The sequence below is a fragment of the Photobacterium makurazakiensis genome (assembly GCF_050336715.1).
Classification (GTDB): domain Bacteria; phylum Pseudomonadota; class Gammaproteobacteria; order Enterobacterales; family Vibrionaceae; genus Photobacterium; species Photobacterium makurazakiensis.
Window position 1 is genome coordinate 281930 of record NZ_JAKJSJ010000009.1, and the last position, 15726, is coordinate 297655.

11 protein-coding genes and 1 tRNA gene are annotated in these 15726 nt (G+C 43.1%); 2 read left to right on the forward strand and 10 right to left on the reverse strand.

Features of this window, described 5'->3' with window-relative positions:
- Positions 1-183 precede the first annotated feature (183 nt).
- Positions 184-3504: a miniconductance mechanosensitive channel MscM gene (gene mscM / locus L4D09_RS01585; RefSeq protein WP_428455733.1), complete on the forward strand. Its 3321-nt coding sequence runs from the start codon at positions 184-186 to the stop codon at positions 3502-3504.
- 50 nt (positions 3505-3554) lie between these two features.
- Here the strand turns inward: mscM and L4D09_RS01590 are convergent, their stop codons facing one another.
- The 5 genes from L4D09_RS01590 to L4D09_RS01610 form a co-directional block, all read right to left on the reverse strand.
- Positions 3555-3839, reverse strand: a complete 285-nt coding sequence (locus L4D09_RS01590) for a hypothetical protein (protein ID WP_428455734.1) — start codon at positions 3837-3839, stop codon at positions 3555-3557.
- 530 nt (positions 3840-4369) lie between these two features.
- Complete coding sequence (locus L4D09_RS01595; protein ID WP_428455735.1) at positions 4370-4819, reverse strand: L-alanine exporter AlaE; 450 nt, start codon at positions 4817-4819, stop codon at positions 4370-4372.
- Between the two features lie 647 nt (positions 4820-5466).
- Complete coding sequence (locus tag L4D09_RS01600; RefSeq protein WP_428455736.1) at positions 5467-8088, reverse strand: alpha/beta fold hydrolase; 2622 nt, start codon at positions 8086-8088, stop codon at positions 5467-5469.
- A gap of 42 nt (positions 8089-8130) precedes the next feature.
- On the reverse strand, positions 8131-9408 hold the full coding sequence (locus L4D09_RS01605; protein WP_428455737.1) for an OmpP1/FadL family transporter: 1278 nt from the start codon (positions 9406-9408) through the stop codon (positions 8131-8133).
- A 380-nt stretch (positions 9409-9788) separates the two neighbouring features.
- Positions 9789-9876, reverse strand: a tRNA-Ser gene (locus tag L4D09_RS01610).
- A 239-nt stretch (positions 9877-10115) separates the two neighbouring features.
- Here L4D09_RS01610 and L4D09_RS01615 point away from each other — a divergent pair.
- A complete protein-coding gene (locus tag L4D09_RS01615) occupies positions 10116-10691 on the forward strand; it encodes a UPF0149 family protein (protein ID WP_428455738.1) in 576 nt (191 codons plus the stop codon).
- A gap of 84 nt (positions 10692-10775) precedes the next feature.
- Here L4D09_RS01615 and nadA read toward each other — a convergent pair whose 3' ends face one another.
- The 5 genes from nadA to tolA all read right to left on the reverse strand — a co-directional run bounded on the left by nadA (position 10776) and on the right by tolA (position 15725).
- Positions 10776-11822, reverse strand: a complete 1047-nt coding sequence (nadA, locus tag L4D09_RS01620; RefSeq protein ID WP_428455739.1) for a quinolinate synthase NadA — start codon at positions 11820-11822, stop codon at positions 10776-10778.
- A 147-nt stretch (positions 11823-11969) separates the two neighbouring features.
- Positions 11970-12716: a tol-pal system protein YbgF gene (gene ybgF, locus L4D09_RS01625; protein ID WP_428455740.1), complete on the reverse strand. Its 747-nt coding sequence runs from the start codon at positions 12714-12716 to the stop codon at positions 11970-11972.
- 15 nt (positions 12717-12731) lie between these two features.
- A complete protein-coding gene (pal, locus tag L4D09_RS01630) occupies positions 12732-13265 on the reverse strand; it encodes a peptidoglycan-associated lipoprotein Pal (RefSeq protein WP_428455741.1) in 534 nt (177 codons plus the stop codon).
- A 35-nt stretch (positions 13266-13300) separates the two neighbouring features.
- Entirely contained in the window at positions 13301-14647 is a 1347-nt protein-coding gene (gene tolB / locus L4D09_RS01635; RefSeq protein WP_428455742.1) for a Tol-Pal system beta propeller repeat protein TolB, read from the reverse strand.
- 13 nt (positions 14648-14660) lie between these two features.
- A complete protein-coding gene (gene tolA, locus L4D09_RS01640; RefSeq protein ID WP_428455743.1) occupies positions 14661-15725 on the reverse strand; it encodes a cell envelope integrity protein TolA in 1065 nt (354 codons plus the stop codon).
- Position 15726: the final 1 nt, after the last annotated feature.

Consider the following 15726-nt stretch of genomic DNA (forward strand, 5'->3'; position numbering starts at 1 on the left):
GTGCGTCTCAACGGCGGCTAATGTAATAATTTAACGAACTTGGGTCAAGGGGTTTTCATAAAATATTGTTTAAGTGATGAGGATTGGATCAAATTGTTCCATTCTCAGCCAATCTTTTGTTTTTATTCACTGCTAGACTAATTGAAAGCTATCGTTTTGTATTTTGGTTATTTTTGGTGAGCTATGAGAGATTGGTTACGACTCCTTATTATTCTTTGTACGACAGTTTACAGTTCTACGCTTTTTGCTGTCGAAGAAGCTTATGCCGCTCGTGAAGCGGCCTTAACCAACAAAATAGAGCAACTCAAAACACAGGGGAACACCCCTGAAATTATCAAAGAATTAGATATTTTACTAAAAGCACAAAACCAGCTCGATAAAACCCAAGACTTTGAACAACAGACGCTGTCTTACCGCCAGTTGGTCTCAGAGTTTCCTGAACGTACCAGTGCATTAAAAAAGCAAATCAATTCATTCTCCATGACCGAATTCCCTAACTTTTCCGAGCTTAATCAAGGTGAACTCAACAAGGAAATCAGCCAACAAGATAATACCCTTAAACAACTTGAACAAATTAGAAGCAACAGTAAAAACGAACTTCAAAGTATCGAGAAAGGCATTGATGATTTCTCATTCGACTCAGAACAACTACGCGTTCAAATTCAGAAAGAAGAAAATGCACTTAAACAAATACAGAACCAACCTAATACTGATAATTTGCAGCTAATCCACCAGATCTCACACCAGTACTTTGTTAGTCATCTTTATCTTATCGAGGCCCAACAACTGAGTGCAGGAAACCGACGAACACTGGTTAAACAAAATATCCAACTGACTAACCTTGAAATTGATGCGCGGCAGGCTTATCGCAATAATTTACAGCGAGAGCTTTCTCGTCGCTTAAGAGACGAAGCAGAAGATTCAAGTGATGAAAATAACCAATTCCAAAGTGATACCAGTGATCTGCCATCTCAAATCAGGCAACTAACCAATAATAATAAACGGTACCTCTCTGCGCTTTCTTCGATCTCGACCAGCAATGAGCAAGTACAGCAACAGCTGCAAAGTACTACGGATCAAATCCGCGTTGTTGAAAAAACCGCAGATGACCTCAACACCATGGCCGAATGGTTAAAGCTTAGCCCCGCTTTTAGTGAAAATTTACGTACACGTATCAATCGTTTACCGGCAAATCCACCCATAATTTCTCTCGATAAAGATATTGCACAAAATCAAATTAATAAGTATGAATACCAACAAAGAAATGACTTGCTAAAAGAGCGAGTGAATACGGCAGCAACAGCTAATTTAACGCCAGAGCAACAGTTACAAGAAAAAGCACTAATAGAAGCTAATCTGATTCTACTGGATAAACTTATCGATAATACCGATACTCTAATCTATCAACAGGCAACATTAAAAGTCTCTTATGAACGATTAAATAACACGCTTAACCAACTAAAAAACCAAGCAAAAAAACAACTTTTTTGGGCTCCTGACACCAATCCATTAAGCCTCAACCTTGTTAATGCAACATGGGAAAAGCTCAAGTGGTTCTTTTCTCCTTTTCAATGGGTCAGCTTTCTTAAATTCCCAAGCTCTATTGAAAAAATGCCGCTGATTATTTCATCAAGTGTCATCGTCATCATTATATTCGGTTTAAGCTGGATCCGTGGACACTGGAAAAAATACCTTAACGAAACAAGCCAACGAATTGGCAAAGTTACCAGAGATAAATTCCTGTTTAGTTTCAACAATGTATTTTTCTCATTCTGTCTCGCTTGGCCGATCCCGTTCATCGTTGCACTCATCGGCCTTATCCTAAGCGCCGCTTGGCAGTACCCCTTTGTGCACCATTTTGGTCAATCGCTTTCCCTGCCAATGGCCTTAGTCATGTACTGCTTTATGCGCGAGCTTGTACGAACTAATGGCTTATTGAGCAGCCACTTTGGTTGGTCGGAAGATCTTATATCGCGCTCTTTTTCACACTATCAGCACTTACTCTGGATTTATCTACCAATGATGGTTATCCAGAACTTTGCTCAACTCTATAGTGATATCGACGTCAATGCCACTCTCGGTCGCCTCGCCTTTGTGATCAGTAATATTTCAGTCAGTTATTTCCTTTGGCGTTTATGCCAAGAAAAGCTGCCAATGACTTATGCCGACCTACCTGAAGGTAAAGCGCGAATTGGCCATCACCTATTTTGGTGGACGTTAATTTTAATACCACAAGGATTAAATTACACCGCGCTTAAAGGCTACCTCAGTTCATCACAATCGGTAATGGATAAGCTTGAAGTCTCTGCTGTTATAGGGGTAATTACATTATTGATTTACTACCTCATCAAACGCCTGATGCTATTGCAAAAAAGACGACTTGCATTTGAACGAGCTAAAGCCAAGCGACAAGAAATTATCGCGCAACGGATCGCAGAGCTTGAAGAGGAAAAAGAGGACAGCTATAGCAGCAGTGAAATGCAAATTGATGTTGATGAACCCGAAGTCGATCTTGATAAAATCAGTGCCCAATCGCTTCGTTTATTACGTTCATTGTTATTATTGATTTACTTATTCTGTGTCTCATTCGTCTGGGCTGATTTCTACCAAGCTATTTCATACCTTGGTGATATTACATTATGGGATGTCACCAATACCATTGATGGTATCGACGAGCTCAGTTCAATCTCTTTGAAAAATCTATTATTGGCATTTTTAGCGTTTTGGCTAACCGCAATATTGACTCGAGATTTACCTGGGGCAATGGAGCTATTAATTTTACAACATTTAGACCTTTCCCCAGGGACTGGGTACGCGATTACTTCACTAACACGCTACATTGCCATTTTTCTCGGTATTATTATTGGTTCAGGGCTCATAGGCTTCGATTGGTCGCGTATGCAATGGCTAGTCGCTGCTTTGGGTGTTGGGATAGGCTTTGGAATGCAAGAGATCTTCGCCAACTTCATCTCAGGCTTGATCATCTTATTTGAAAAACCGATCCGCATCGGCGATACCGTGACGATTCGTAACCTCACAGGTGTAGTTGCGAAAATACAAACCCGTGCAACAACGATCGTGGATTGGGATAGAAAAGAAGTTATCGTGCCAAATAAAGCTTTTGTTACCGAGCAATTTATTAACTGGTCACTGTCTGATCCAATTACGCGTGTAACCTTATCAATCAGCGTTAAATATGTTGCTGACAGCGATTTAGTGACGAAACTTTTGTTTGAAGCGGCTGAAGAATGCGAGCTGGTTCTGGATAACCCTGCCCCCGAGGTGTTTTTCTTAACGCTCACCGCTGATAGTCAAAATTTTGAAGTACGAGCCTATGCAGCGGAAACCGCTCACCGCCTAACCTTAACTCATGATCTACATAATCGAATAAAGCAAAAATTCAATCATCATGGGATAGAAATCGCACATCCACAATTAGAGATAGAGATGAAAAAGAGACAAAGCGCACCTCGACGCCATTTCTATACCCCGAAATACAAATAAACCTCTAAAAAGAGGTTTATTTTAAATCGTTTCATATTACTGAGTTAGTACTATTTACTATCTCGACCTTCAGCCAGTTTGTTTTGCATTTGGATGTAGCTACCTAAATGCATCGACGCAGGTTTACCACGAAGGATGTATGGGATCTCGGTTTCAGTTTTCGCTTTACTTACAGGACGCATTCTTACATAAAGCGTTCCTAGCATATTTTTTGCGACAGCTTGGCAGCAACGATCGACAAATGAGAAAAAACGGCCAAAAACGCCAATCTTTACCCATAAGACGAATTGACTTAATCCAAACATAGCTGCTAGCGACCAATGTACTTCAATCATTCTACATACTCCCCTTACAGGTTTTCTCATCTGTGTGAGATAACAGGCTAAATAAACTAAGTAGTAATATGCCTATAAAAGTATTACGAAGAAGCCTGTGCCTGTAACTGAATTTAACCTGAATTGAATGCTAAACCCCTCAAACCGCCATTTTTGAGAACAAAGATTGCACGTATGACAGCCTCGATAATAAGGAACAAGATTGCAACACACACGCAAACAATAAAGCTAAGTCATTGATATTAGATCAGCAGCATTAAAATTACGCACGAATAAAATAACAAAATAACAACAACCAATACCACAATGAAGCGTAATATTGATGCAAATCAATATTATCAGTTTTAAACATTAATCACAGATGGTTATAAGAATTTACAAATAGAAATAGAAATATTAAGAGTTTTTACTACAAATAGAAGCACAATCGTGCAATTTAAAAGCAAAAAGCCCCAGCTAAAATAATCAGCTAGGGCTTAGTAAGAAATGTCTAACAGCTTGATATTCTCTTTACTTATAAAGAGTGGTTATTACGCTTGCTGGTAGTAACCCGGAACGCGGAACATACGGCGGCACATTTCAAGAAATTGACCATAAACAACACCTAGTGCACCTGAAACTACGGCATTACTTGCAACAGCAGTCATAATTTGATCGGTACCAGCGCCAACAACAAAAAGAATTGCGGCATATACTGGAGATTGAAAAAGTACATAAGCAATCATGTCAGAGACCGCTTTCATCCAACCGTTGCCAGATAGGCGCATCCCTTGGCGAATCACTAAATCACGAAACACGCCATAAGGCCAAGCTATCGCAATGTTCACGGGAATTGATAATGTTCGTGAAGCAAGAGATTGCTCAAACGTCATGCCTGAAATAAAAATCTCAATCAACATACCTGTAATAAAACTAAAAATTACCATTGCAAATGTATCAGCAGCAGCACTTCTTACGTTGAATTGCCCTTTAACAGACATGATGAGACCTCAAAAACTAGTATATATAACCATTGAAATTAGCTTAACCAGACCCTTACACTGGAATGTGAAGGTGTAAGCAGTTGATGTGCGTATTAGAACAGACTTTATTTAGAATTACACACCAAAGATCTTATATGTTTGTAAGTTTACTACTAATTTAAGGTAACTCTTTGGCATGATTTACTACGCAGGCAGCACTGACGTGCTACACGCGGTAAGTTCCCCCTCTCCTAGGCATCAAAAAAAGCATTTAAGTGATGACTATCTGCATCATTAGTTCGAGTTATCTGTATATTTACTACGGTATGGTAGAAGAGTGTTAATAGGGTGCTGAAACTTATACTTTTCAGGTATCAATAATTCGAAGTTTTTCACTTAACGCGACCAATCATAGGTGGTTGATAAATAAGCGATAAAAATAAGGTTTATTTTTGCTTATTGCGCGACTTTGTTTTTAATCACCATCTGGAAAATCACCTCGCCATAATAACCACTTAATCGATAAGTTTTCACTCATTTATACCCACTTAAACCTGAATTAGTGGGTTATTGTAAATATAATCATTTATAAGGTCACAACCTCTACGCACAAAAAAACCCAGCTAGTTAGCTGGGCTTCTGTGTTTCACCGTCAATCGCTATTATTAGCGCTCAATAATCGAAAGATTCTCTGGTGCAATACGATGGGTCCCTTCAATGTAATCCCCATGCATTCCGTTCGATAATGTGTATTCGACGAAAGATGCTGCCTGAACCGCTAGTTCCGTAGCCGCTGAATCGACAGAGCTATAATCGGCGTTTCCTTCAGATTCAGAGGTCGTTAGTGTACCAGCACCAATATTATGGGTTCCGGTTAAAAAGCGCGTATACGAACGATCCGTACTATTCAGCGTATTCTTCAGACCATATACTTCTTCCAATGGTGTGGCACCTGCCAATGGAAACTCCGTAGTATTCAGCGAGTAATAAGGCTTAAATGCAGAACCGTTAAAACACCCCATATCTTGACTAGAGACTTGACCAACCGATTCCGATGCAGACTTACAGACTTCATACATCGTTGGCGCCGTATGCTCAACTTTTATTGGCACCGTTTGATCTGCGGTTGTGAAGTAATTACCTGCAATGTTTTGTAGCTCTGGCTGCTCTGAAATACTCCCTGTTACCGAGAAAGATAAAATAGGTGTATCTGATAACTCGTCGCCGTAGTTCAGAGGATCTACTGTATCGACAACAGCCTGCATCAAGTACTGGAACTCGCTGAAGTATGCTTTAGCCATTTCATCTGACGCAGTTTTATAATCAGCAGGATTAAGCTCAGCATATTGACGAACGGCTTCAACACCCTCTAAGCCAAGTTCAGTGGCCATACGGGCATGAAATTCTGGCATAGCTTTAATTGAAGGAGGCACTTCACTGTGGCCGAGCCATACTGAGTTCATTAAGATCCCGCCAATACCACCACCTGGGTTAGCGAGAATGCTGCCTTTTAGCGCTAAGTCACTCTGTGCAACAACACCGCTGAAGCTAGCCCCCGCAATAGCTCCCATAGAATGCCCCATAACAAAGACATTATTCGTATCAAAACTATCTACGGTCTCAATACCTGCATCTTGATAAGTAAGGCCTCCCTCAAGTGAAGAACGAAGGTTTATCAAGTCTGCAATACTTTGCCGTAAATTATCACGTGACGTTAAAAGTGCATCGGCTTTTAAAAAGTTCTTCACATCCGCCTGTTCATGGCCACTAAATAGCCCACGTAAAGATTGGCTGACGTTTACTTCATAGCTACCATCATTATCAAAGTCGACCGCACGAGTATTGTGCAGTGGATGATCAATAGCAATAACTGCATATCCCTGGTTAGCAAGTTCTGCTTGAACGAAGCTATCGAGCAGTAGCATGCCACCATTACCAAATTCTTTGGCTGCAGTAATACCATGAGCAAACAAAACAACAGGCCAACCACTGTTTGGTTTAGGCGTGCGATCTGGGTTCGGCAGTACAACCTGAACATTCAATTGCTGCTTAGCTTGAGATTCAGGGAGCCATGGGTCAAACCGACCGCCAGAACCTTTTATTTGCCATGAACTATATAGAGGCTGACAGCTCTCTCGAGTATAACGATAGCTCTCAAAGTAGCTCTCATTATCATCAACATTAATGCCGTCAGTTTTAAACCAAAAACGAGCATTAGCTTGATTATTACTATCCACCACACAGTTGGATGCGCCCATCGCAGTTGAATCAGATAAATAATATGGCAGCTCTACTGTGGCTTGTAATTTACGTACACATTCAACCATTAACCCGTCGCCAAACGAACTATCGCAGAAATTCGGGTCGATAGTCGGATTCTCGATAATGCCGCCAACAATACCGCCAACAATTTTATCTAACACTTCTGGTGGCAAACCTGCACCAACCAAATGCTCTTCTGGAATATCATTAGATTGCAATCCATGACTATCTGATTCTGGTTTTGCAGCCAAATTCGCTAACACCGAGCCAATCGACTGTGTTTTAACCCCCGCGATATAAAATGTATTTTCAGGTTTTATATCTTCAAGCGCTAATTGAATAAATAAACCATCAATTTGGGCTTTATAAGCAGAGAGTAATGGATCTAACGGTTCAGAGAACAACAATTCATTGAAAGCCGTTGACGGTTTAACCGCATCACCACTGGTGCTTTGCAAACCATTAGATACAACAAAAATTAGCTGTGTTTCAGCTTCAAAAGGGCGTAAAGGCAAGACTTGTAGATGATTAAAGTCTGTCACCTGCACGGTAAAATCTCTACCGTACTTTAATTCACCATAGCCGCTGAAAGGAAAAGAGCGCTCTACAAATAGGCGTATATTGCCTTCAAAGCTATTTTTATCTAACTGAGAAACATCGCCTGTCATCGCCAGTGAAAACGGTGCTGTGGTAGACCAACCATCCAAGTCTTCTAACGAGCATTTAGTAGCGTTTTCTATCGCGCTTTCAGCTGCTGCACCATCATTCGTTGCACCACAGCCAAAGATAATGAGCTTATCATCGGTACTATCAATTGCATCTTCTCCAATGAAATACAGATCATTTGGCATCGGGATATTCGTATCATTGGCGATTAATTTGGTATTTTCCATCCCGAATGAAAACTGTAAGTTAGCAGGTGCTAGTGTTTTTCCATCACTGCTGTCTGAAGAATTACAAGCTGCTAAGGCACCCGCCGTTAAAGCAACGACCATGGCTTTAGATATTTGATTTAGTTTCATCATTTTCTCTCTGTTCATACTCTGCTCTCAGCGCAGAGCAAAGTATTACTGGAAGGAGTACGAATACTGCAGGGCGTATATCATGGCGGTACTGGTCGTGGTTTTGAAAAAGAGTCCCTCTTCTTCAATAATGTCACCCGTTTCACCCTCAAGGTAAGTTAAACCAAGATCAAGTTGGTGTGAGCCACGGTAATAGGACAGACCTGCGGAATACCAAATACGGTCAGAGTCAGGGATACTGGCAGTAACATGCTGGTCGGTTGGCGTTTCATCGTAGGCAATACCAGAACGAACGGTCCAATTGCGATTAATCTGATAGGTCGCACCAACTGAGTAACGGTTTGAGTCTTTCCACTCTTCCGCTTTTTGCAGACAAACTTTATCGCCCTCACCTGCTGTGCTGCACTCATCGCCCTTTGAGGTTGCCTTAATTTCTTGGAAGCTGCTCCAGCCGATATGAACCCAGCTATAATGAACCGCAAACTTATTGGTGAGCTGGTGATAGCCAGAAAGCTCCATAATAGAGGGTAAACTCAGTGTTAGCTCACCATCGGCACCTTCAACATAATCAAACAAGCCGTTACTGGTATTCATTTGAACGCCGCTGAATTCACCATCCATTTGAATGTCAGAAGCCCCCGTATAAGCAAAGCCCCAACGGTGGTTATTATTCAGCTGATATAGTGCCCCCAGCTTATAACCAAAACCGATACCGTTGCCTTCTAGGTTGGCAAACACATTGGTATCACCACCTGTGACCAGCTCTGCAATCGGTGAAAAACGATTAAGTTCAGCATGAGCTAATAAAATACTCGCACTGGCGCCAAGCGATAGCTGATCTGTCACTTCATAGGCAATGCTTGAATTCAAGTTAATGACTGTTACAGAGGTATCACCGGCTATTACACCAAAGTCTTCGTTCACTTCATCGCTGTATTCAGACGCAAGGCCAAAGTCAGCATAAGAGCCTACACCGACAGATAATTTGTCATTGACTCGGTGAGTTAAGAAGAAATTCGGCACAAAAGCCGGTGGCGCAGCTTCACTTTCAAATGCATCAACAGTCGTGCCTTTACTGAATTCAATTTGGATGTCCGGATCGATATAAGCAATACCAGCACTAACGTTAGTTCCCTGCAGTAAGCTTATCGATGCTGGGTTACGGGCTAGCGTCGCTGCATTGTCAGCAATCGCAGCTTCACCAGCAAATGCCCTACCCAAACCTGAGCCGGAGTGCTCAGCAATTTGAAAGCCTGCAGCCGATGTATAGCCACTCCAAAGCCCTAAACAACTTAGCGCCACTACTACTTGCTTTTTCTTCATGTATTTCCGCCTCTTGCTAGCCTTTTTTGTTTTTGGGTAGCGTATTAGCTCGCGTTGCGAGTCATTCGTTATGGCGGCAATTTACAGAACGTTATTCTATATATCAAATATTCAACGACAAAATTGTTAAGTGGAAAATTCTAAAAACACTAACTAAGTAATTGTTTTTACTATGGTAGTGTTAATACAATCGCCACGATAGAGCTTTTACTCCACTGCAACACAATGAAATCAAATGATTATTTAAAATGGCGTACGGTTTGTTTTTTAAGAAAATAATGAAAAATAAAAAAGGGGGGGATAGGTAATTTTTGCTTGAAGAAATTCAAAACATAAATGCTAGATAGTAAAAAACCGCCCTATAGGCGGTTTTTAAAATATGGCGGTGAGTGAGGGATTCGAACCCTCGATACGTTGCCGTATACACGCTTTCCAGGCGTGCTCCTTCAGCCACTCGGACAACTCACCAAATTGTAGGTTGAAACTTAAGATTTCAACAAGGCGTGTAATATAAGGTGGTAATGATAAACAGTCAATCATAAACAAGCAGGTTTGTCTTAAATGTTCATATTTATATCAACTAGCTAGATTCCTCTTCCAGCACTAACACCCTTGATACCAGCCTGTTACAATAACGCTAAACGAAAACAGTAATAGTTGCCGCTAACTGCCACTATTGAGTGATCCTATTATCCTGAGAGAGTCCTATGTCTTCATCTTTACGTGAGTTGCTAAATAATCCGCAACTGGCTGAGCAACTGCTTTCTGAAGCCCAAACCAATGGCTTTGTTGTTGCAATGGCTGCTGCTCCGCATTTAATTAACCCTAGCGAGTGGCTCGCTTTCATGTGGGGTGGAGAAGAAAACTCACCATTCACAAGCCAAGAAGATCTTGAAGCGTACGCTAACGCGATCATCAATCTATGGAATGAAAGCCGAGAAGCCCTATTAACCGGTACATGGCAGTGGCCAGAAGGCTGTACACTCGACGATAAAGAGATTGTCTCAGCAGCAACGCGTGAATTCTCTGAAGGCCTACTACAAGGCTGGCAGTTAGCACGTGACGACTGGGATACAATCATGCCAGAGGATAGCGAAGACAATGCCCTGTTAGGGGGTGTATTGCTTTGTTTCAGCCTGCTTTATGATCCAGAGAACGCGATGGAAGCATTGTCTCAAGAAGGCGCTGATGGGTTGGCACAATTCGAAGAGATTCATACGTCAGTGCCAACCATGCTAGCGGGCTTAACGCTACGCGCACATGCAATCGTTGAAGAAGCATAATACCTCGCGATAATCGCACAAAAAGCAAAAAGGCGACCTGAGGTCGCCTTTTTCATATATCAATTAGGGTGTAACCGTAAGTGACTACTTCTGTTGCAGCTGTGCCGCAAAATCCAGCATACGATTAAGTGGGATCAATGATTTAACCCGCAATGCTTCATCAACAAAAATTTCATGCTGCTCACCACCAACACGCAAACTTTGCTCAATCGCTTTCAGGCCATTCATTGCCATCCACGGGCAGTGTGCGCAGCTACGGCAAGTCGCGCCAGCACCCGCCGTTGGTGCTTCAATAAGCTCTTTGCCTGGCACCATTTGCTGCATTTTAAAGAAAATGCCTTTATCTGTTGCCACAATTAGCTGCTGGTTCGGTAGTTCTTTCGCCGCTTTAATCAGTTGGCTGGTAGAGCCAACAGCATCAGCCAGTGCAACAACACTCGCAGGTGACTCTGGATGCACCAAAATAGCCGCATCTGGATAAACATTTTTCATGTCACGCAGCGCTTTGGCCGAGAATTCATCATGTACGATGCACTCACCCTGCCACAACAACATGTCAGCACCCGTTTGTTTTTGAATGTAAGAACCTAAATGGCGGTCTGGCCCCCAAATGATATCTTTACCTTCACTATCAAGGTGCTCAACAATCTCTAATGCAATACTTGAAGTTACAACCCAATCAGCACGGGCTTTAACTGCCGCGGAAGTATTTGCGTATACCACAACCATATGATCAGGGTGTGCATCGCAGAATTCGGAGAATTTATCAGCAGGGCAACCAAGATCGAGCGAGCACTCAGCCTCTAATGTTGGCATCAAAACATGCTTTTCTGGTGTCAATATTTTTGCTGATTCACCCATGAATCGCACCCCACAGATCACCAGAGTCTGTGCTGGGTGTTGGTTACCAAATTTCGCCATTTCAAGCGAATCACCAACAAAACCACCAGTCTCTTCTGCCAATGCCTGAATTTCAGGATCGGTATAGTAGTGGGCGACAAGCACTGCGTTCTTTTCCGCAAGCAATGCTTTTATTTTAGCTTTATACGTCTGCTGTTCATCGACAGTCAGCGGGGTCGGCTTAGGTGGAAACGGGTAAACCATTTCTGAAGGGTCAAATGTTAGGCTCATGGCTCAATTGCTCTGTCTGCTGTCCTTATACCAATCCGGTCATTATACACTGCAAACTCATTAAGATGCACGGATCAAAAAAGGCCAGAAAACTGGCCTTTTTAAGTACCTCAACAGAGGTGCAGGAATTCAAATACTTGAATTAGATCAGAGCTGCTTCAAATTGTTTGCTGCTTGTCGCGAACTCGTTGAATCAGGGTAGCTAGATATCACCTCTTGGTAATACTTCTTCGCTTCCTCTGTTTTCTTACTACGCTCAGCAATAATGCCCAACTTCAACAAGGCATCTGCTCGCTTGTTGGAATCGCTAAAGCTTGCTACAGCTTTAAACTGCTCGTCGGCTTCAGGTAATTGGCTTTGAGTAAAGAAAAGTTGCCCTAGCCAGTAATGTGCATTTGGCTTATAGGCAGACTCAGGGTACGTGGTGAGAAACCCTTTAAATGCAGTAATTGCTCCCGTGTAATCTTTTTCTTTTAAGATCAAGTTAACGGCAGACTCGTAAGCTTCGTTTTCACTTAAATTACTGGAGTAGGTTTCAGACGATTTGCTTTCTTCTGCAGGCGTAGCTGCAGACTTCGCTTGCGGTTGGCGACTGAGCGCATCCACGTCACGATACAGTTCACGCTGACGTTCTAGCATTTGACTAAGGTCATGGCTATTACGTTCAACAATGCCGCGTAATTCATCCATTTCGGTTGACAGCTGATCCAACTGTCGCTGCATACCCAGCTGCACTTGGTTGCGAGCCTCAATCATCCTTTCCAGACGTTCTAGGCTACCGCCCTGCGCACTGTTACCACTTAATTCAGTAACAGGAGCAGGTGCGGCGACCACATGGGTCGCCGCACCAACCAGCAACGTTAATGCGATAGAGCGCATTGTGTTACTGTTCATAATGTTAACCTTCGATTAGTAAACAAGAACCGAACGACGGTTCTTCGCATAATCAGCTTCAGTGTGGCCAAGTACTAGTGGCTTTTCTTCACCGTAGCTAACTAGTGAGATTTGGCTAGCTGAAACACCCAGAGTCTGAAGGTACGTTGCTACAGCATTTGCACGGCGTTCACCCAGTGCAATGTTGTACTCAGGCGTACCGCGCTCATCAGCATGACCTTCAACAATTACTTTTACAGCTGTGTTATCACGTAGGTAATCTGCGTGTGCTGTTAGCATCTCTTGATAGTCTGGTTGAATCTCAGAGTTATCAAATTTGAAGTAAATTGTTTGCTCTTGACGTAGCTCTTGGCTGCGTAGCTCTTGCTCAGAAAGTGCTGCAGAACCTGAGTCAACAGGTGTTGCAACTGTTGTTGACTGCTCAGTTGCTGTACCAGTATTTGTTTCAGAAGCCGCAGAACTATCAGTGCTTTCGCTCGAACTACATGCCGCAAGAGTAAACATTGGCAGCGCAATTGCCAGTCCCTTTAAAACTTTATTCAGTTGCATTTCTTTTTTCCTTTTTTATATCTAAATGCTCGAATTTACAGGAATGGTCCCCAAGCTGGAGCCCTCACCCGACCGTTCGTTGCAGGTAACCTTGCTTTGAATCGTCCATCAATCGACACTAATGACAGCTCGTTCGATTTATTATTCACTGAGCTGTAAATCACCATGCCGCCGTTTGGCGCAATACTTGGTGATTCGTCCAAAAATGTCTTTGTTAAAATCTGTACAGCACCGGTTTTTAAATCTTGCTTCGCAATGTTATAACCAGCATCAGACCGATGAACCATCACCAAAAACTTCCCATCTGGTGTCAATTGACCACCTAGATTCTGACTTCCTTGCCACGTAAGGCGCTTAGTCGAACCATCAGCTAAATTTACTCGATATATCTGTGGTTTACCACCTCTGTCTGAGGTGAAAATCATCGAGTCGCCAGAGGGATCCCAAAATGCTTCAGTATTATTAGCTCGGCCTCGAGTAATCTGCGTCAGCTCTTTAGTTTCTAGGTCTTTAATATAAACCTGTAAACTACCGCTCTTTGACAAGACCATCGCTAGTTTTTTACCATCAGGCGAGAAGCGAGGGCTACCATTGTGGCGAGGATATGAGGTCACCAATTCGCGAGTGCCCTTATAAATATCCATAATAAACAGCTGGGCTTGTTGGTTCTCAAAGCTCACATAAGCCAATTTACTGCCATCAGGCGACCACGCGGGTGACATCAATGGTTGCTGAGATTGCAGCACTAATTGGGCATTGTATCCGTCGTAGTCAGCCACTCGTAATTGATATGGATATTGGGATTTATCATCAATCACTACATACGCAATACGCGTTAGGAAAGCCCCTTTTTCACCAGTCAGCTTTTCATAAACCCTATCAGAAATACGGTGCGAAAATTGGCGTAAACGCGCTTCTTTTACCGTTGCTCGGCTATTGATTAGCAGATGATCTTTCGTTAGTACTAGCTCACCATTTTCAAGCCCACGGCTCTCACCACTGGTTAACTGTCCACGTACCAAATCAATAAGCTGGTAGTGAATAACGTAGTTACCATCGGCATTTAAACTAACTTTCCCTGTAACCAGCGCATCAACACCAAGCGATGTCCATGCGTTATAGTTAACTTGCTCTTCACCGTATGGGGTTTGTGGCATCTTGCTCGTTGCCACTGGCGAAAACTTACCGCTTCGACGTAAATCAGAAGCAACAACTGCCGATATATCAGTCGGCATTTTGCCTTCACCTTCCCATTGGAAAGGCACTACCCCAATCGGTCGTGCAGAATCAATACCTTCAGTAATGACCAATTCCAATTCAGCTTGTGCTACTTGGCTAAAACTCAGAAGAGCAATACACAAGCCCATTAACCAACGTTTCATAACAACTCCTTCATCATTGTGGGCTTACAATCAACCGAATACCGCGCAACCTTTCGATTACTGCAGGGTCTTCTGGCATCGGGAACTGGCTAACTTTTACCACCGCCGCTTTCGCTGCTCGGCATAAGTTACGATCACCTTCTTCTTCAGAGGCATCAAGTACCAATCCGTTCGCTGATAAGCGCATACGTATCACACACTCTTTACCAATAAAGCTACGCTCTACTAATAAATTTTGTTGGATCATCTGAGTATAGATAGCGCCATAGCGCTGGGTTTCATCAGCAACAAATTGTCCCCTCGCTCCACCACGCTGTTCAGTTTCAGCCTCAAGCCCAGCAAACATATCGTTCAATGCTGCTTCTTGTTGCCGTTGAGCCTCGCGTGCAACCTCGGCTTTACGCTCCGCTTCCTTACGTGCAGCTTCAGCCTGTCGGGCTTCTGCTTCGGCTTTTTTCTTCGCTGCTACCTGAGCTTGGCGTTCTTCTTCCGCTCGCTTCGCTTCGGCTTCAGCCTTACGCTTGGCGGCTTCGGCTTGACGCTGTTGCTCAACTTGCTTCTTCCGCTCAGCTTCTGCTTGGCGGGCTGCTTCTTGCTTTGCTTTACGCTCTGCTTCCGCTGCAGCAGCTTGTTGGCGAGCAACACGAGCCGCTTCATCGGCTTTACGTTTTTCATTATCAGCCTTGCGCTTTGCTTCCGCGGCACGCTCTCTTTCGACTGCAATACGTTTACGCTCTTCTTCTGCATCTCGCGCGGCTTTTTCAGCCTTTAACTTATCCGCTTTTAGCTGGCGTAACCGTTGCTCTTCGTTTTGACGCTGCTGTTCTAGTGCTGCTGCTTGCTGCTCTAATCGCTTTAAGCGATCTTGTTCAGCTTGCTTTGCCGCTTCTCGTTGCTGGCGGATACGCTGAGCTTGTTGATTTACCAACGCCGGATCAACAACTACCGCTTTGATAATGTTGCCCGCCGGTTCGGGTTTTGTCATAACGAAATCCGAACCCCACAACAGCATTGCGACCAGTAAACCATGCATAAGTAACGAAATAATGACGGCGGCACTGTAGTCGTTCTTCTTCATC